Source organism: Bacillus methanolicus PB1, assembly GCF_000262755.1.
Taxonomy (GTDB): Bacteria; Bacillota; Bacilli; order Bacillales; family Cytobacillaceae; genus Bacillus_Z; species Bacillus_Z methanolicus.
Window position 1 is genome coordinate 389,268 of the sequence record NZ_AFEU01000003.1, and the last position, 19,197, is coordinate 408,464.

At 37.8% G+C, this 19,197-nt stretch carries 18 protein-coding genes and 1 pseudogene; 7 read left to right on the top strand and 12 right to left on the bottom strand.

What is annotated here, in order from left to right:
• Nucleotides 1-368: 368 nt before the first annotated feature.
• Nucleotides 369-1,997 (top strand): multicopper oxidase family protein, encoded by a 1,629-nt coding sequence (locus tag PB1_RS11635; RefSeq protein WP_004436756.1) that lies wholly within the window; start codon nucleotides 369-371, stop codon nucleotides 1,995-1,997.
• Nucleotides 1,998-2,064: 67 nt separating this feature from the next.
• Here the strand turns inward: PB1_RS11635 and PB1_RS11640 are convergent, their stop codons facing one another.
• The 3 genes from PB1_RS11640 to PB1_RS11650 all read right to left on the bottom strand — a co-directional run bounded on the left by PB1_RS11640 (nucleotide 2,065) and on the right by PB1_RS11650 (nucleotide 5,146).
• Nucleotides 2,065-3,075, bottom strand: a complete 1,011-nt coding sequence (locus PB1_RS11640; protein WP_004436757.1) for a F510_1955 family glycosylhydrolase — start codon at nucleotides 3,073-3,075, stop codon at nucleotides 2,065-2,067.
• A 389-nt stretch (nucleotides 3,076-3,464) separates the two neighbouring features.
• Nucleotides 3,465-4,781 carry an ammonium transporter gene (locus tag PB1_RS11645; RefSeq protein WP_004436760.1) on the bottom strand — a complete coding sequence of 439 codons (1,317 nt, stop codon included), beginning with the start codon at nucleotides 4,779-4,781 and terminating at the stop codon, nucleotides 3,465-3,467.
• 5 nt (nucleotides 4,782-4,786) lie between these two features.
• Nucleotides 4,787-5,146 carry a P-II family nitrogen regulator gene (locus PB1_RS11650; RefSeq protein WP_004436762.1) on the bottom strand — a complete coding sequence of 120 codons (360 nt, stop codon included), beginning with the start codon at nucleotides 5,144-5,146 and terminating at the stop codon, nucleotides 4,787-4,789.
• A gap of 548 nt (nucleotides 5,147-5,694) precedes the next feature.
• Between PB1_RS11650 and PB1_RS18325 the strand changes: the two genes are divergently transcribed.
• Nucleotides 5,695-5,823, top strand: a complete 129-nt coding sequence (locus tag PB1_RS18325) for a hypothetical protein (protein WP_004436764.1) — start codon at nucleotides 5,695-5,697, stop codon at nucleotides 5,821-5,823.
• Nucleotides 5,824-5,848: 25 nt separating this feature from the next.
• Here PB1_RS18325 and PB1_RS17080 read toward each other — a convergent pair.
• Nucleotides 5,849-6,076 (bottom strand): annotated as a pseudogene (locus PB1_RS17080) (C39 family peptidase); the annotation flags it as partial.
• A gap of 489 nt (nucleotides 6,077-6,565) precedes the next feature.
• On the opposite strand from PB1_RS17080, the gene PB1_RS11660 reads away from it, so the two are divergent.
• The 3 genes from PB1_RS11660 (at nucleotide 6,566) to PB1_RS11670 (ending at nucleotide 9,135) form a co-directional block, all read left to right on the top strand.
• Nucleotides 6,566-7,942: a sensor histidine kinase gene (locus PB1_RS11660; protein WP_004436768.1), complete on the top strand. Its 1,377-nt coding sequence runs from the start codon at nucleotides 6,566-6,568 to the stop codon at nucleotides 7,940-7,942.
• Nucleotides 7,939-8,625, top strand: a complete 687-nt coding sequence (locus PB1_RS11665) for a response regulator transcription factor (RefSeq protein WP_004436770.1) — start codon at nucleotides 7,939-7,941, stop codon at nucleotides 8,623-8,625. The genes PB1_RS11660 and PB1_RS11665 overlap by 4 nt, the downstream gene beginning before the upstream one ends.
• Before the next feature lie 210 nt (nucleotides 8,626-8,835).
• Nucleotides 8,836-9,135, top strand: coding sequence for a hypothetical protein (locus PB1_RS11670; RefSeq protein WP_004436771.1), 300 nt, complete (start codon nucleotides 8,836-8,838; stop codon nucleotides 9,133-9,135).
• Between the two features lie 314 nt (nucleotides 9,136-9,449).
• Here PB1_RS11670 and merA read toward each other — a convergent pair whose 3' ends face one another.
• From merA to PB1_RS11700, 6 genes are all read right to left on the bottom strand, one after another.
• On the bottom strand, nucleotides 9,450-11,090 hold the full coding sequence (gene merA / locus PB1_RS11675) for a mercury(II) reductase (RefSeq protein WP_004436773.1): 1,641 nt from the start codon (nucleotides 11,088-11,090) through the stop codon (nucleotides 9,450-9,452).
• 29 nt (nucleotides 11,091-11,119) lie between these two features.
• Complete coding sequence (gene merR, locus PB1_RS11680) at nucleotides 11,120-11,521, bottom strand: Hg(II)-responsive transcriptional regulator (protein WP_004436775.1); 402 nt, start codon at nucleotides 11,519-11,521, stop codon at nucleotides 11,120-11,122.
• 216 nt (nucleotides 11,522-11,737) lie between these two features.
• The gene (locus tag PB1_RS11685) at nucleotides 11,738-12,655 is read right to left on the bottom strand and encodes a membrane protein (protein WP_004436777.1); all 918 of its coding nucleotides are present in this window, start codon (nucleotides 12,653-12,655) and stop codon (nucleotides 11,738-11,740) included.
• A gap of 55 nt (nucleotides 12,656-12,710) precedes the next feature.
• Nucleotides 12,711-13,130, bottom strand: coding sequence for an arsenate reductase (thioredoxin) (gene arsC, locus PB1_RS11690; RefSeq protein WP_004436778.1), 420 nt, complete (start codon nucleotides 13,128-13,130; stop codon nucleotides 12,711-12,713).
• 47 nt (nucleotides 13,131-13,177) lie between these two features.
• Nucleotides 13,178-14,473 carry an arsenic transporter gene (locus PB1_RS11695; protein ID WP_004436779.1) on the bottom strand — a complete coding sequence of 432 codons (1,296 nt, stop codon included), beginning with the start codon at nucleotides 14,471-14,473 and terminating at the stop codon, nucleotides 13,178-13,180.
• Nucleotides 14,474-14,493: 20 nt separating this feature from the next.
• Nucleotides 14,494-14,826 carry an ArsR/SmtB family transcription factor gene (locus PB1_RS11700; RefSeq protein ID WP_174269865.1) on the bottom strand — a complete coding sequence of 111 codons (333 nt, stop codon included), beginning with the start codon at nucleotides 14,824-14,826 and terminating at the stop codon, nucleotides 14,494-14,496.
• Nucleotides 14,827-15,048: 222 nt separating this feature from the next.
• On the opposite strand from PB1_RS11700, the gene PB1_RS11705 reads away from it, so the two are divergent.
• Entirely contained in the window at nucleotides 15,049-15,552 is a 504-nt protein-coding gene (locus PB1_RS11705; RefSeq protein WP_004436782.1) for a DinB family protein, read from the top strand.
• A 338-nt stretch (nucleotides 15,553-15,890) separates the two neighbouring features.
• Here PB1_RS11705 and PB1_RS11710 read toward each other — a convergent pair whose 3' ends face one another.
• Nucleotides 15,891-18,029: a heavy metal translocating P-type ATPase gene (locus tag PB1_RS11710; RefSeq protein ID WP_081485623.1), complete on the bottom strand. Its 2,139-nt coding sequence runs from the start codon at nucleotides 18,027-18,029 to the stop codon at nucleotides 15,891-15,893.
• Complete coding sequence (locus tag PB1_RS11715; protein ID WP_004436786.1) at nucleotides 18,022-18,390, bottom strand: ArsR/SmtB family transcription factor; 369 nt, start codon at nucleotides 18,388-18,390, stop codon at nucleotides 18,022-18,024. The genes PB1_RS11710 and PB1_RS11715 overlap by 8 nt, the downstream gene beginning before the upstream one ends.
• 214 nt (nucleotides 18,391-18,604) lie before the next feature.
• Here PB1_RS11715 and PB1_RS18160 point away from each other — a divergent pair, with 214 nt between their 5' ends.
• The gene (locus PB1_RS18160) at nucleotides 18,605-19,084 is read left to right on the top strand and encodes a PCYCGC motif-containing (lipo)protein (RefSeq protein WP_337999024.1); all 480 of its coding nucleotides are present in this window, start codon (nucleotides 18,605-18,607) and stop codon (nucleotides 19,082-19,084) included.
• Nucleotides 19,085-19,197: the final 113 nt, after the last annotated feature.

The following is a 19,197-nucleotide window of genomic DNA, read 5'->3' on the forward strand; positions in this document are numbered from 1 at the left end:
CGCATCCCTGTCAAGCGGCTGTATATTTTCCATATCTAGTTTACACCTCTGAATCTTCTTTATTAAATATATTCTAAAGAGTATTTATCAAAAATCTATGCAGAATCCAGTAATTTTTTAGATTTATGACTCTTATATCGAAAAAATCCGTTACGTTTTTTTGCATCTATGAACCATCAAAATCTTCAGAATTATAATTTTATTTATTGTAAAAAACCTTAAATACTTAGTAATCAATAATTTTTTATTTAAATTTTTTTAAAAAGTGATGTTTCATTGTTTAAATACAAATATTCGATAAATTAAATCCATATTTTCTGCAAAATTCTCAACTATGATAGAGGTTGAAAAAATAAGGAGGTGCTTCTATGAAGCTAAAATTGATAGCGCTATTGTCCTTCGTAATATTAATATTAGCAGCATGTTCTTCTGCTCAAAATGGGAAAATGAGTGGTATGGATCATGAAAATATGAATAACGTGGGGGAATCAAAAAATAACGGAGAAGAAACCCAAATGGATAGTCTGAAAACTACAAATTTTGAAACACTGACAGGAAATGAATTTACAATTGTCGCAAAAGAAGCGATCCACCAATTAAACAATAAGGTCAGTGTAAAAGCCTGGACATTTAACGGTTCCGTTCCCGGTTCGCAAATTCGCGTGAAAGAAGGAGAAAAAGTGAAAATCACACTTAAAAATGAACTTCCAGACCCGGTTTCCATTCACTGGCACGGAATTCCCGTTCCAAATGAAATGGATGGCATTCCGGGAGTAACACAAAATGCCGTTCAACCGGGAGAATCTTTTACCTATGAATTTATTGCCGCCAATCCGGGAACATATATGTACCATACCCATCAAGATGGTGTCAATCAGCTTGATAAAGGGCTTTACGGTTCTTTTTTAGTCGAACCAAAAGAAAAAACTTATGACCGAGATTTCACACTTATGCTTGATGAGTGGATGAGTAATCCTAAAGAGGCTGATTCATCAATGAACGGCATGAATCATGGCAATATGAGTGGAATGGATCACAGCAATATGGGCGGAATGGATTCAAATAAAAGCTCAGATCCGAAAGAAAGCAGCAATGACAGCGGCATGGACAGTGAGTCCATGAGACACAGCATGAATAATTATGATATTTTTACGATTAACGGAAAAAGTGGAGATTTAGTGGAGCCTCTTAAAGTGAAAGAGGGAGAAAAAATTAGAATTCGTTTAGCCAATATCGGTTTTATGTCACACAAAATTCATTTGCACGGCCATAAATTTAAGGTCGTGGCAGTAGACGGCCAGGAATTAAATGAACCACAAGAATTAAAGGACCAGTTAATATCGATCGCACCGGGTGAACGCTATGACATTGAATTTACTGCTGACAACCCCGGTGAATGGTACCTCGAATGCCATGGCGATATGGAAGGCACTGATGGTATGAAAGCGAAGATTCAATATGAAGGTAATACTGAATCAAAAGACCAGTCCGATCAGGATAAAAATTTGCCTGAATTTACTTTTACAAATTACGGCGGTACGAAAAACGGAGAATTTAAATTAGATCAAAAGTATGATGTAGAATATACAATGGACCTTAATACAATGATGGATGGAAAAAACATGGTTTACACCATTAATGGAAAAACATTCCCTGACACTGAAAAGATCAATGTTAAAAAAGGCGACCTAGTAAAAGTGAAATTAGTCAACAATTCAATGATGGATGACCATCCTATGCATTTACACGGACATTTCTTCCAAGTATTAAGTAAAAACGGCAAACCCGTCAAAGGATCACCGATCATTAAAGATACAATTAATTTAAAACCGGGTGATGAATACGTCGTTGCTTTTAAAGCTGATAACCCAGGAAACTGGCTTTTCCACTGCCATGATCTGCACCATGCTTCAGCGGGAATGGTGACTATGGTAAAATATGATGGCTATCGGCCTAACTTTACTCCGGACCCAAATGCAAATAATAAACCTGAATGATATTTTTGTACCCCCTTTTATTCATATAAAAATGCGGCCGTTTTTACAGCCGCATTCATTATTATGATCACTTTCCAGTTTGTAAATTTCCTTCTTTTACAAGAAGATCCCATGATTTCGTTCCATCATTTGTTTGATAAATATCGCCATTAAAAGTAGAGAAAATGATTTCTTTATCATCTTTTGGATTTTGAGCTAAATACATGACAGCATCCTGTTGCATTTTTGGAAGAGAAATCTCTTCTTCTGAACCATCCGTTAAAGAACGTTTGATTAAACGGGCCTCATCGTTATATCCTCCGTACCAGAGGTGATTCTCCGTTAAAAACACTGCGGTTCCTTGCATCCCTTTCGTAATCAGTTCAAAATTCTCACCCTTATCCTCTGATAAATAGATGTCTTCTTTCCCTGCAATTGCAACGATATCAGGGTTACTAGGATGAACAGCAATGCTGAATATTTCTTTGCCTAATCCTTTGGCGCTTATTTCTTTCCAAGTTTTCGCTTGATCTTCACTCACATATAATTTATTCGCTTCCATGAGGGAATTCTTTTGTGGATTTAATACATATATCACATTATTCTCATAACCAACTCCCATTGCATGAAAATCAGTCTCCCCTTCAAGCGCTAACTTTTCTAGAGTTTTCCCATTATCGAAACTTCTTTTTATGCCTAATGGATTCGGAAGCTGTGAATCCTTTCCCGGATGGCCGCTGGTATAAAAACCTTTTTGTACTGCGCTGAAACCCATATAGTCATTATTTTCGGATTTAGTCTGATACCAATTTCCATTTTCATAGACTTTTAATCCGTCATGCGATGCAAAAAAAACTGCATTTTGGTTGCCGGCATATCCCAGCCCATGAATATGTTCCAGCTTCCCATCAAATGGGGTAAAGAAATTATTTGATGCAATGTTCCCATTCGTTTCTCCTGTGGGCTTTGTTTTTCCCTGTTCCTGCTCAGTCCGGTTTGTCGTCTCGTTTTGTTTTTCAGCTTTATCATCATTTTGACTGCATGCAGTGATACTTAAAGCCAATCCCGATACAGCCAATAAAAAGAAAAACTTTTTCAAAATAATCCTCTCCCTGTTTTATTAACTTATCATGAAATTATATAACAAAAATGGATTTAAGCCGAACCCGCCAACAAGAGTAAAGTCAAAATCTTTTTCATTCCTTGTCTCCTTCCGGAATTATTAATTTGTATTAAAATACAACGAAAAAATGCAGAAATTGTGCAGTCATGTGGTAATGGGAGGCATAGGGATTAGAAAGCTTCTTAGTGATCCTAATAATGTGCATATATTATATATGCCTTAAAACAGAAAGAAAAATACGATAAAAAGAGCCTGTCACATTGAGATCTAGGATCCCTTTGTGACAGGCTCCTTAAAAAATTCATTAGTTTTAATCAATATAGCCTAAAGGGGTATTTTCATTCATAGTAGAAATCCTTTCCCTATTAAACTACTTTACTGCCAACTTTTTCCTTGCTATAAACAGGGGCAACAGTGATGCCTGTTGTTTCTTCAAAATTATATAAACTTACAGGCAAATCCATGAACCGTTCTAATTCGTTATAAGCAGGAATCCCGTGATAGGACATATCAAGACCTTCTTCTTCTTCACTTTCACTTACTCGGAAACCGACTGTCATTTCACATATCTTCGCGATAATAGCACCACCGATAAGACCCCAAATAATTACCATTACGGCTCCTAATAATTGTATTTTGAACAGGGTGAATTCACCGGTCGTCAATAGACCTTGTGATGTATCAAACAGCCCGACCGCAATGGTTCCAAATACACCATTGAATCCATGTACGGCTACAGCACCAACAGGGTCATCAACTTTTAGATTGTCAACGAATAAAGTAGCATAAATCACAATAAAACCACTGATAGCTCCAATGATAATTGCACTCCATTGAGAGACATAGGCACATCCTGCCGTCACCGCAACCAAGCCGGACAGCACGCCATTGATGGTCATACTTGGGTCGGCTTTTCCGAATTTTTTCATAGTAAGGAACAATGCAGCGGTCCCCCCGGCTGCACCCGCAAGCATCGTATTAATCGCAATCGATGAAAGGGCTGCATTGGAAGCATCTAATGTACTTCCTGCATTAAAAGCAAACCAGCCAAACCATAAGATGAATGCACCGGCTGATGCTAAAGGAATGTTACTAGGTGCAAATACATTGGCACTGCCATCCGAATTAAATCTCCCTTTTCTAGGTCCCAACAGTTTTGCCATTGCAAATGCAGCAAAGCCGCCTACTGCATGTATCGCAGCGGAACCGGCAAAATCCTTCATTCCTAATTTCGCCAACCAACCATCACTGTTCCAAATCCAATGACCTGAAAGTGGATAAATAATGATACAAATAAGAGCGGCTGTTAATACGTAGGCTTTAAAATTCATACGCTCGGCTACCGCACCCGACACAATCGAGATGCAAGCTACCGCAAAACCCATTTGAAAAAGTACAAAAGCTGTACTTGGTAAATCAATAGATAGCGCAATCTTTTCAGGGCTTCCAAATAATGTAGTTCCAATGATTCCAAATGCATCTTTCCCAAACATCACTCCAAAACCAACCAGCCAAAAAGCTAAAGCACCTACTGTTAAATCGACAAAAATCTTCATTGTTACATTGACAGCGTTTTTGGTTCGAACAAAACCGGCTTCCAGTAAACTGAAACCACCTTCCATAAACAACACCATTGCAGCAGCTAATACAGTCCAAACTGTATTTAAATACATCAGCTTCATGAAAGTCACCCCTCCTGATTAAGTAAATCATCGATATCAAAGTCTGCTTTGCCCGTTCGAATGTTATAAGCTTCCAAAATTGGATAAACGTAAATTTTACCGTCGCCATCTTCTCCGGTATTAGCTGATTCAAATATCTTTTTGATCGTTGGCTCCACCATATAATCAGAAAGGATTATTTCCAATTTAACTTTTGGATGGAGAGTCACTTGATAATTTTTTCCGCGATAGACACCTTGAGTATCTTTCTGTTTCCCTCTCCCTACTACCTGGGACACGGTAAAGCCAGTAATTCCGATCTGCCTCAACCCTTTAATCGTATCAGTGAGCCTTTCCGGTCTAATGATTGCTTCAAGTTTTTTCATTTAAACCACCTATTCATGTGAGGTTTTCTAACATTATATGTTATACAATATAACAATAAATTCAATAAGTCAATAGTACAATAAATAGGAAATATGATGAATATTTAAAGTGCATACGATTTTCTTTGTTTCTGATTCTGAGATTGAATTTAAACACTCTAAATAAAATTCAAAAAAAGCAGTAAGATTTTTATAGTGAGAATCACTGCTTTTTATATTTGTTACTGTATGTTATTTCCAAGAAAAACCCGGATGGAATCGAATCCTTTTAGACCAAATAAATACTTTTCCTTCTCCTCACATTTGCATTAATTTTCCTTTTTTCCTTTTACCTTTGTACAGGCAATAAAAATCCAGTGGACCTAGAAAAACACGAGAGCCCAAACCGACTTTTTTACAACAAATGCCTAACGAGTTGCTTTTACTGTATCTGGGAGATTCGAAGTACTTTTCTATTTCAGATAAAAATACAATCTAATTTATAAATAATCGAGGTATATACAATACTATGTGGAGAAGTATTTATTAAAAAGGAGGAAGCGGAAGATATGGATGAGAATAATAATCAAAAGCACGATCACCACCATTCTGCTAAACAAAAAATGAAATTTTTATGGAGGAATGCAAAAATTTCGTTCTTACTTCATAATGATGTTCCCGAGAGATTTCTCGTTTAAGTTCAAAATTTGGATAAATCATTTCTTATGAATCTATTGTCTGAAAGTCTTGGGGCAAATATGTAATAGCCTGTCTCCCCATTTGCGTCCAGGCATCTCTGAAATCCCCCTCCGGGATCTTCTTATTTTTGACACCGGTAATGGGGTCATTAAAATAAATATATTTATCATCGTAACCAGTAATCAGCACAGAGTGTTCCTTATTGGTAATCTTTACTTCCCCACGGGGTGTCTGCCACTTTTCAAAGGAACTTTACGGCAATTTACTGTAAGTCATATTCGAAGGATTTTGATGTTTCAATCACAATATTTTTCCGTCGCCCCTTTCATTTCTTATATTTCCTCTTGTTAAAAACAATAAACTTCATAAAAAATGCACATTTAAAAACATACTAATGAAGTGCATACAACTGACTACCACAAAAGGAATGGATTCTTTTTTATTAATCATAATGCTTCCGATCTTGCCCTTTATGCCATCAGGTATCGTTAACCTGGCGGCAGCATTAAGCAAAACGAATTTACTTATTTTTTCTGCTGCCAGTACTTTAGGAAAACTACCGGCATTGATGATAGAAGCATACTCCGTTAAACAAATAATTGAATGGGATTTCGGTGGGAAAATTCTTTTACTTGTGTTTTCTTTCTCATTGTTTATCATTTTACTCAAAAGAAAAAAGCGGAAAAGAGTTTGTTAAACCAGCTTGAATCATCAAAAAGTAATGATTGTAGGAGAGTGAAAATGAAAAAGATTTCCCTTAAAGTTGGGTTTTTAGTCTTTATTAGCATATTTATTATCGATACTGTGCTTTTTTTCTTTTTGCATAATGGAATTATTCATTCACGAGTAGATGAGGAATTAATGTCACTTAAGGCAAGAGGCAATAATCATCGGGATGTATTGGAAGAATCATTTAAAGAAGAAACTCTGCAACATATTGTCCTGATGGAATCCCAATCCGATACAGATGTAGTAATTACTGATCAGCATGGGAAAGTCATCGCCAGTTCTGATACCATTGATGATGAAATCATACAAGAGCTTTCAAAAAAAATATTATCACCTCCGAGAGATGGAATGGTCCTCGAAGACAACTGGAAACAAGAACAATATTTATCAACAGTCAGCCCCTTTTTTATCAATGCAAAAAACAATGGCTATGTGTATATGTTTAAAAGAACGGATAAAGTACAGGAATTAATTTCTAGGTTAAATGAACATTTTTTTCTGGCCGGATTATTAACAATACTATTTATGATCATCACTATATTGATACTTTCAAAAGTTCTTACCACCCCTTTAATAAAAATGAAAGAAGCAACAAAAAAACTTAGCAGAGGCGACTTTACGGTGACTCTGCCTCGATTGGGGAACGATGAACTTGGGGAACTTGGCCAAGGAATTCAACTTCTTGCAAAAGATTTAAACTACATAAAACAAGAAAGAAATGAATTCCTTGCAAGCATTTCTCATGAATTAAGAACACCTCTTACTTATATAAAAGGTTATGCGGACATCTCAAGAAGAAAGAACATATCAGAAGAAGAAAGAGCAACTTATTTAAATATTATTTACGAAGAAGCGGATCGCATCTCCCTTCTCGTAAAAGACTTGTTTGATTTAGCCAAGTTTGATAAAAATTCTTTTACGATTATGAAAGAGAAAATCAATTTATCGGAAATGTTGCAAGCCATTTACCAAAAAATATCACCGGCATTTATCAACCGCAATGTTCAGCTTGAAATGCATTGCAGCAGTAAAATCTTTATAGATGCAGATCCGGTGCGATTTGAACAGGTATTATATAATTTACTTGATAATGCACTGAAATATTCCGAAGCTGAATCCAAAACAACGGTTGAAGTAAAAAAAATAAATCAAAACATTCATATTTATATTAAAGACCAAGGAAAAGGGATCCCGAAAGAAGATTTGCCTTATATTTTCGGCCGCTTCTACCGGGTGGATAAATCCCGTTCAAGAGCATTAGGAGGAACAGGGCTAGGACTGGCGATTGTGAAAGAAATAATCGAAGCTCACGGCGGGACAATTTCAGTAGAAAGCAGTTTAAACAATGGCACTTGTTTTGAGATCATTATAAAGGAGAATAAAGAATGAAGACAGCTTTATTAGTAGATGATGAACAGAGAATGCTTGATCTCCTGTCATTATATATTTCTCCTCATAACTATCGTTGTATAAAATGCGCTTCAGGAATGGAAGCAATCGAGTATCTTAAAAAAGAATCAGCTGATGTTGTGATTCTTGACGTGATGATGCCGGAAATGGACGGGTGGGAAACATGTGAAAAAATAAGAGAGTTTTCGAATGTTCCTATTATAATGTTAACGGCAAGAAATGATAAGAATGATATAGTAAAAGGATTACGAATTGGTGCAGATGATTATGTAACAAAACCATTCAATGAGGAGGAACTGCTCGCGAGAATTGAAGCAGTGATCAGAAGGTACGAAAATCAGAATAAAAATAAAGTCGCTTTTAAAGGCTTAATATGGGATCACAATTCGTTTGAATTAAAATATGAAGGAATTTCCATCAAGGTAACTCCTAAGGAATTTGCTTTAATTGGTTTATTTTTACGAAATCCCAACAAAGTGTTTACACGGGAGCATTTGCTTTCCAGCGTATGGGGCCAGCTTGCTGAAACAGAGGACAGAACGATTGACTCACATATCCGAAATATTAGAGAAAAATTGCGCAAGGCTGGCTTCCCGATCGATGAACATTTATTGACTGTTTGGGGAATTGGCTATAAGTGGAGAGTTGATGATAATAAGTAGTTTGCCACCTACATTTTCCGTTATATTTTCTCACGTATAATCCTGTGCACCCGCTTCTTAATTTAAAACAATTTTGAAGCCACTACAAAATGCAAAATAAATATATGCTGCGGCTACCTTAATTATTAATAATAGCGTTTGGACAAATCACCTAATTCGTTCTTAGGCATAAAATGGAACAGAATGAAAAGAGAGAGGATGTCTAATTTAATGAATCATTATCAACAACATTATTATCCAGTTAATCCTTATGGTCAGTTCCCTCAGTACCCTTATTCAGAGATAATGGCCCATCAAGTGACTAAGAAAATGCTATACCCTCATTTCAAGAATACTACTTTAGCAGCAATCAGCCCTTTTGTAACCTATGGTTTAAAAGAAGGAGCACACACTTCTTATAAACATGCACTTGAAGAAGTGGCTGCAATGGCGTATTTGCTTGGAAAGGGATTTGATCCTCAAACCGCTTATTTGACAGTAGAATCATGGGAAATAAACGAGCATTTTTAGATTGATTTTTTAACGAACATACGATCATGTATGTTCGTTTTGTTAACGAATCGACATAATAGTTTTTAAGCCCTGTAAAATCAAGAGAAAGTACATATTATTTGCTGATTGCTATCGTATTAAGGGTACATAAGAAAAATAAGCAGAGCAGAAAACTGCTTTCAGAAGGGGATGGGATTAACTGTCTTTTTTCACTTAACAGTTCATCATGCTTTATGTCGGGTTTTCCTCATCTGCATTCCGCTGTCTTTTCCAATGGCGTTCGTTATTCGTTAGTTCTATGTCCTATACACGAAGTTCTCTCTCTTGGTTACTTATCCTGCACAGCAAGAAAGTTTAGACACATCCTTATCGACAGTAAGTGCGACTAATTTTAATCCTTCTGCCATCGTTAAATATGGTGCCATAGTCTCTTGCAGTTCTTCTACAGTTAACCCAAACTTCACGGCTAATGTAGCTGCATAGATCACATCTCCTGCATTTTCTGCTACTACATGAACTCCTAATACTTTCAATGTTTTCTCATCTGCAATTAATTTAAAGACACCAGTGGTTTCACGGTTGACGATAGCCCGAGGAACAGCATTTAGTGGTAATACCGCTGTTTTGACTTGAATTCCTTTTTCCTTTGCCTGTTGTTCTGTCAAACCCACAGTGGCAATTGATGGAGTAGTGAAGGTGACAGCTGGAACCACTTCTAAATTTAATTTGCGATTCATACCACCAATCGCATTATCCGCAGCAATTCCTCCTTGATAAGCAGCTGCGTACACAAATTGTGGTCCCATTGTGACATCTCCTGCTGCATATATGCGAGGATTTGTTGTTCTCAAGTATTCATCAATAACGACTTCTCCTCGAGAACCTACCTCTACATGAGCTGCTTGCAAATTAAGGGATTCAGTATTTGGTTTTCTTCCTGTAGCAATCAATAGTTGTTCTGATTCAATCACTTTCTTTTTGCCATCGACCTCGACATAAACTTTTTTGATTTCTCCTTGTTGTTCAACACGTTCAAACGTTGCGCCAGTTACTAATTGAATTCCTTGTTCAATTAACATTTGTGTCACGACGTCTGAGATCTCAGGATCGTATTCCTTCAGCAATCGGTTTCCTCTTTGCATTAGCGTCACTTCAGAGCCCAGGTTATGGAACAATTGTCCCAATTCCATTCCAACATATCCTGAGCCAATAACAGTGAGTCGTTTTGGAAGCTCTTTTAATTCAAGTATGGTAGTGCTTGTTAAATAATCAACTTCATCAAGTCCGGGAATATTCGGAATAGACGGAGCCGCACCTGCAGCAATTAAAAATCGTTTTGCCGTCAGTCGCTTTCCGTCAACTTCAATCATTTTTTCGTTCACAAATTTTGCTTCACCTTTAATCAACTCAAATCCATATTCACTAATTAAATCTATATATTTTTGTTTGCGAAGCTCACTTACAAGTTCATTTTTTTGTTTTACTAATGCGGCAAGTTCTACATCAGTTGCAAATGTATGCACACCCATAAACGGATTGGTTTTTGCCATACGATTCATTTCTCCTGCTCGAAGAAGGGTTTTTGAAGGTACACAGCCAATATTTACACAAGTACCGCCAACCGTTCCGCGCTCAATCATCGCTACTTTTGCGCCATATTCAACAGCTTTTATGGCAGCAGAAAAAGCGGCGCCGCCGGAACCAATAATAATAAAGTCATAATCTCCTTCTTCCCCTAAAACTACTGTCTCTTGTGCTTCAACCTCTTCCACTTTACCTGGTTGATAATTAGCCTCATCAATGGCCCTTTTGGCACTCTCAACATCGATATCATTAGGTAATTCAAACCAAGCTTCTCCCCGTTGATAACTAACATCGATATTTTGTGCTCCAATATTTTTTAATGCCTCAGCCACATGTTCTTCACAACCTGTACATGTCATACCCTGGATATCAATCTTATAGGTTTTCATTAGACATCCTCCTATTTTATCCACAACAATCACTTATTCTCTATTAACGATTCAATAATCGGACAATCATAAATATCCTTATTCTCCGGACACCTTTCTTTAAGATTAATTAACATTTGTTCAATTCTTTTCAAATCCGCGATTTTTTCTTGTATATCTTCTAATTTAGAAACCGTAAAGTCGTACATATCCTTACACTTTGCTTCATCTCGATCTACCACCCCCAAAAGTTTATCTATTTCATTTAAAGTAAAACCCAAGTCTTGCATGCGCTTTATAAATTTGAGGCGTTCAACTGTCTCATAGGGATATAAACGGTATCCAGACTTTGAACGAGAAGGTTCTGGCAGTAGACCCAAGCGTTCATAATATCTAATGGTTTCTTTATTTACATTGCATTTATCGGCTAATTCTCCAACACGAAGATACATCTCTTTTCACCTCACCTTTAGTATAAACTATGTACCTAAGTACACGGTCAAGAGCTTGTCAACAAAAAAGTCAACCAGAAAACTGGCTGACTTCAATCTGCGAAGATTTACTAACAATAAGTTTTACGATTTAGAATCTGTTATGCAACTATACGTTAATGACCGCATGGGATCGAAACGGCACCCTTTAGACCAAATAAATTCTTTTCCTTCTCCTCACATTTCCATTACTTTTTCACTATGCATCATTTCTATCTTTTTATACGCCAAAACCGAAGCAAACAAGAATGCACATGTAATCAACGACCCTAGCGGCAGCTTCGCTACGAGGTCATCAGGGAAGACAAACGGAAGCAGCGGAAAGGCGTACACCGCCGGGACACGGATTCCGACAATTTGTAAAAGAATAAGCATCAAAATCATATCTAACATCGTTACCAATATCCACGAATCGACAGCAAAGTACAACAGTGTTCCGACAGTCGCGGATATTGTCAGAACAAACCCTTGTTTTAAAGCCATTTTTCCGTTATACATCGGCTTTTGTAGCGACTCATAGACAACAACGAGAATAGGAGGGATAGCGATCAATTCATAGCCAACCGACCAACATATACCAATCCACGCGAAAACAATTACTAAGTACACTAGCTTGTACTTATACTGTATATTGACTTTCTTCTCAAGTCCTTTATTCAATCCACATGCGAGAACCCCAATCATCAATATAAAGGTAAGTACGAATACCGAGACAATAAATGACCATTCGTTAGCATCCGTCACGACCGGCAGTAAACCCGTTGCAATGGATGGCCCCAAATTCGATCGAATGATGCGCAAAAAGAGCATCAATAGAATAAAGGTAAGCATTACTTTTCCTATTAATGAAATGTGTAATTGATTCACGAGAAAACCGATCACAGCAGTGAAAGACGGAGCGAGAAAAATCTTCGAAGGCTGCCTGATCCATCCCGCTTCCCGGTACACCCACATGGCAATCGCCATTGCTGCAATTTCCGGCAAAATAATTTCAGAATCTTTCAATACTACCGAAGATGTTATCATCGCAAGAATAAATATAAAGGCGATAATATATGAGAAAATTGTTACTTTCTTTGAAACAGCTGAATCCAAGTTTATACACTCCTCATATTCGTGTTATTTCCAGATTTGGTTTTGACAAATTTATTTATTCGCCAGTTTCCGCAAAGCGTTTGATCCGATCCCCAATTTCATCACGTACACGTTGGAACACTGCCCACTTTTCTTCTTCTGTTCCTTCTGCTTTTGCCGGATCGTCAAATCCCCAGTGCACCCGTTTCACACGAGGAGGAGTGGATGGACATTTATCATCTGCATCCCCGCATAATGTCACGACTAAATCTGCGTTATTTAAGATTTCAGGGTTAATGATATCAGAAGTTTGGTCAGAAATATCGATTCCTACCTCTTTCATTGCTTTTACTGCATTTGGATTTAATCCATGAGCCTCAATTCCGGCACTATATACATTCCACTCATCACCTAAATATTTCTTTGCCCATCCTTCTGCCATTTGGCTGCGGCATGAGTTACCTGTACATAAGAAATAGATTATCTTTTTCTCCATGTTTCATGTCTCCTTTGTTGTAAAAAATTAAGTTATAACAATTTGTTTTATACAATCAATAACCATAAATAAAGTCCTAAAAGGGTGATGAATAAAGTAGGAATTGTCAAAACAATCCCTGTTTTAAAGTAAGTTCCCCAAGAGATTTTCACTCCTTTAAGAGACAATACATGCAACCAAAGAAGAGTTGCCAGGGATCCAATCGGTGTAATCTTCGGTCCTAGATCAGAACCAATGACGTTTGCGTATATCAACGCTTCCTTCATTGTGCCCGTTGCATTCGTCGCATCAATAGCCAATGCGTCAATCATAACCGTTGGCATGTTGTTCATAACAGAAGAAAGAATGGCTGCGATAAAGCCCATCGCCATTGTTCCAACAAACAATCCTTGATCTACGCCCATTTGGATTACGTCAGCTAGGATGTTAGTTAAACCAACGTTTCGCAATCCATAAACTACTACATACATACCAATAGAGAAAAAGACAATAGCCCAAGGTGCTCCTTTCAGCACCTGCTTGGTATGAACCGCAGGGCTTTTTCTGGCCATGATTAAGAAGAAAATTGCTGTAATGCCTGCAATAATTGATACGGGAATACGGAAGAATTCACTGATAAAATATCCAATCAGCAATACACCGAGAACAATCCAAGATAAGCGGAACATTTTTTCATCCCTGATTGCATCTACAGGCTTTTTCAACTGGTCTAAATCATATTGTTTTGGAATATTTCGTCGGAAGTATAAATACAAAACAACAATACTTGCAAACAATGAGAAGAAGTTCGGAACGATCATATGAGAAGCAAATTCCGAGAATTGGATTCCAAAGAAGTCAGCTGAAACAATGTTCACTAAGTTGCTTACTACCAATGGCAAGGATGTTGTATCCGCAATAAATCCACTAGCTATAATAAATGGGAATACTTTTTTTTCATCAAAATTCAATGCTCTGACCATGGCAAGGACGATTGGCGTTAAGATTAAAGCTGCCCCATCGTTGGCGAAAAATGCTGCCACAAGAGCACCCAAAACCGAAACGTACACAAACATGCGTATACCATTTCCTTTAGCTGCTCTAGCCATATGAAGAGCTGACCATTCGAAGAAACCAATCTCATCCAGAATTAATGAAATGATAATAATAGCAATAAATGCTAAGGTGGCATTCCATACAATTTGTGTAACATCTAAAACATCCTGAACGTCAACAACACCTACAAGCAAGGCCAGTAACGCTCCCCCGCAGGCAGACCATCCTATGGATAAATTTTTAGGCTGCCATATCACTAAAATAAGCGTCACCAAAAAAATCAATGATGCCAATATTATAGATAACAATGTACAAACCTCCGCTGATTTTACTCACAAGAGATGCGCAACCCTTGTTTTTCAAGCTCTTCTAAATGTCCCTCTTGACTTGGAAGATAATTTAGAATGCTTTGTACAAGGTCATAAACATCACTCTCTTTATTCATAGAATAGTAAATCCATTGTCCTCTTCGGCTCTCTTTCACAAGGCCGGCATCCTTCAATTTACGCAAATGTTGGCTGATAGCTGGTTGACTCGTTTTAAAAATGGCTACAAATTCACATACACAATATGTATTCTCTTGCAGCAATTTCATCATTGCGAGTCGAGTCTTATCCCCAAGTAATTTCAATACTGTTGCGGTTTTCTCGATTTCAACCATTGATTTTACGTTCACCTTTCCTGTCACCTCCAATGTCATTAATTATCATATAATAATAAACTTATATAAGCAACAACTTTTATATTTCGTATCTGCTTGTAGTACTTGTTAATGAATATTAAAGAGCAATGGTATATAATGGGGAAAGTAATCCGTAATATGCGGAAGGTAATTCTAATAATTTAGCGAATCTATTATTTAGAAATCTTAGGAGGGATTTTTTTGTTCCAAACATTAGATCATTTTTTTAGCTCTTGGGGATTCGAGGAAAAGGCAACTAAAAAAATATTAGAAAATCTTACTGATGAGTCACTTAAACAGGAAGTTACTTCACAGAACTGGACATTAGGACGAATTGCATGGCATACCGTTACCGCTATTCACATCATTTCCTCACATACAGGACTAACGTTTGAAGCCCCGTCTGAAGATTGGCCCGTTCCTGCTTCTGCTCAGTTTATTGCTGAAAGCTATCATCAAGCCAGTGCTGCCTTTGTACAGGCAATGAAAACCCAATGGACCGACAATAACCTGAAAGACCTAACCGACTTTTTTGGCCAACAAATGCCAAACGGGCTACTTTTGCTGTTTTTGATTCAGCATCAAGTCCACCATCGAGGACAGATGACGGTTCTTATGAGGCAAGCTGGATTAAACGTTCCCGGTATTTACGGTCCTTCAAAAGAGGAATGGGCCAATATAGGTATGGAAGCTCCTAAAATGTAAATTAGTTATAACAAAAGGTTTAGCTCTGTACGGACAGTATTATTTTACATCAGAAGTAGCCTAAACACCTATGTTCATTTGCGACTAACAGAAAAAAAGACTAATTTTTTTCGGTCTGTTTCCTATGTGATAAAAATTAACACTATAATTTAACAGAGCCAATATTAAAAAATGGGAGCTTGCTATTCCCAACCGGATCGAACTACATTAAAAACGAGGCTGTCTCAAAAGCCTAAGGGTCAGACCCCATAACACAATATATAGGACATAATGTTGGATAAATGTGCTATATATTATAAATGCACATGGGGTCAGACCCTTATGAGACAGCCTCGCTCTTATTTATCCCTAACCTTTAAAAGACGCAGTCCATTTAATGTTACTAGCAAGGTTGCTCCCATATCGGCAAAAATTGCAATCCATAGAGTCAGCCAGCCCGGAATGACAAGCAGAAGGGCCAATAATTTAACACCTATGGAAAAAATAATATTTTGTTTTATGATTGCCAAGGTTTTTCGGCTGAGTTTTACCGTAAACGGAAGTTTTCTTAAGTCATCCCCCATTAAAGCGATGTCAGCTGTCTCCAGTGCTGTATCGGTCCCGGCTCCACTCATGGCGACACCTACTGTGGCAGATGCCAAGGCAGGCGCATCATTGACTCCGTCTCCGACCATGGCGACTTTACCATAATCATTTCGAAGTTTTTTAATAAACTCCAATTTATCTTGCGGCAATAACTCTGCTTGGATATCCGAGACGCCAACTTGTTCGCCAATTGCCTTTGCAGTGCCTTTATTGTCGCCGGTAAGCATGATCGTTTTTTCAATTCCAAGAGAGTGAAGTTTCTCAATTACATCTTTGCTGCTTTCTCTGAGTTCATCTGCGACTGCCACAATAGCTTGAACTTCTTCATTTGTGCCGAATACCATCACGGTTTTTCCCTGGTCCTGAAGAGCCCTTATTTCTTCCCGAATGCGAGGGGCGATACCTTCTTTCAGGACTTCTTCAAACAAATTTGGACTTCCAATGTAATATGCGGCTCCGTTAATTGTTCCTTTTATTCCTTTCCCGGTAATGGATGAGAAACCATCTAGCTGCACTTCTTTAAATGCTATGCCCTCTTCTTCTGCTTTTTTCATTATGGCAGAAGCAAGTGGGTGCTGCGATCGATATTCAAGTGCCGCGATAATGGAGAAAAGTTGTTGATCCTCCATTGTCGTAAGATTCTTAAAATCTGTCACAACAGGGATACCCTTCGTCAGCGTTCCCGTCTTGTCAAAGGCAATTGCTTTTAAAGCCCCGGTTTCTTCAAGATAGATTCCGCCTTTAATCAGCACTCCATTTCTGGCTGCATTACCGATCGCTGTCACAATCGAGACTGGGGTTGAAACAACTAATGCACATGGGCACCCAACGACTAAAACGGCTAATCCTTGATAAATCCATTCATTCCAGCTTGCGCCGAAAAGAAGCGGAGGAATGATCGCAACCAGCGCAGCGATTATCATGATTACAGGCGTATAATACTTGGCAAACCGGTCTACGAATGCTTGGGAAGGTGCTCGTTCAGCTTGAGCCTCCTCGACCAGGTGGATAATCTTCGCAATGGTTGTGTCATCCACACGTTTTGTTACCTTTACTTCCAATATTCCTTCTTCATTTAATGTCCCGGCGAAAACTTCATCATCCACCGTTTTCTCAACAGGTACAGACTCTCCGGTTATAGCCGCTTGATTCACCGAAGATCGCCCTTTTATTACTGCACCATCCATGGCGATTTTTTGCCCGGGTTTTACGATTATGATGTCACCAACCTCAATATCATCAACATGAATCATTGTTTCTTTGCCATTGCGTCGGACTAATGCTTCCTTTGGAGAAATTTCCATTAAAGACCGAATAGAAGCTCTCGCTTTATCCATTGAATAGGTTTCTAAAGCCTCGCTTATGGCAAACAGGATAACGACAACGGCCCCTTCGCTCCATTCGCCAATGATCGCTGCCCCAATAATCGCGATGGTCATAAGGGTTTTCATATCAAATTGTAATCGGGATAAATTCTTGATCCCTTCTTTGAATAATGAGAATCCGCTAACAAGAATTGACGTTAAAAAAGCTAATATCGTAGTAGTGTTTTCTTCTCCATTCATAAATTGAGAAAGATATCCCATTGCAATAAAAAGCAGTGACACCAGAATGTTTGAATAATCTTTCCAGAAAGGTTCCTTCTTTTGAGAAAGTTGTTCTCCTTTTTCCGGAAAAACCTTCAGATTTTCAAAAGCTCCTGCTTTTTCTAATTCTTCAATCGTTGTATTTCCATAAACCGTGAGTTTTGAAGCTCCAAAATTGACTTTTGCATCCAAAACACCATCCAGGTGTTTTACGTTCTGTTCGAACTTTCCGGCACAGCTAATTCAGGAAAATCCTTGTACTCGGTAAACGTGTCGTTCCACGTGCTGTTCTTTTGCTTCAGCCACGGTTCATCACCTCCTTTTGGTGAGTAAAGGCCAATTGAATCAACTGCTTTACATAATCGTCATCAAGCGAGTAGAAGACAAGTTTTCCTTCTTTCCGGTATTTTGCCAACCCAAGGTTTCTTAAGAGTCTTAAATGATGCGAGGCTGTAGCGGTAGAAGCTCCAACAATATTAGCAACATCACATACACAAAGCTCTTCTTCTATTGATAATGCATACGCAATTTTAATTCGTGTATCATCAGATAAAGCTTTGAAAACTTTCGCAATTTCAATCGTTTTTTGTTTTTCCAGGTTTTTACGCACACGATTTACTTTTTCTTCATCTACACAAGATATTTCACAAACATCGTGTTCTTTCAAACGATCCACCTCATTGTAAAACGTTCAAATAAATGTTTGATTATATAATATTCAAATATTTGTTTGATTGTCAATCAAAATAATAATTTGAAATCTGTAAAATGCGGCATTTTCATCCATTGAAGAAATTAACGATTTTCGATATTCTTATAACGAATTATCTAGATGGTATTTTTGTTGATATTAGAGAAATAGAAGAAAAGAGGTGAAAACTATGAGAAAAATGATATTTTCTATCATCGCTTCAGCAACAATAATGGTTGCTTGTTCTTCAAATACTGAGGAAATGACAACCGGGGATCATAAGAATCAAAATGAATCGGTGCTGCAATATAAGATTGGCAGCAATGATTGGTCTGATGTTACATCTGTCACCGAAAGTCCGGAAATATTGGAGGCCTATCAATTTGCTGTTGAACATCCAGAGGTCTTGGATTATATGCCTTGTTATTGCGGCTGTTACGAAGAAGATGGCCACACCAGTAATACCGACTGCTTTGTAGACAAAGTTGAAGGTCAAGTGGCTACTCTCGACACGATGGGCTTTGGCTGAGGGGTTTGTGTAGACATAGCCCGTGAGGCTAAATCAGAGTATGAAAAAGGAACTCCTTTGAAAGAGATTCGCCAAATGATTGATAAAAAATATGAAGGAATAGGTACACCGCCTACTCCAACTCCTATGCCAAAAGGATAAAAGTAGCATCAGATTTCCTCTTGTTTTTTATTCCGAAAATTAATAGGGATTTTTAATAACCTAATATTCCATTTTATAAACGAAAAAAAGCGAATGGACAGGTTCTCTCATTC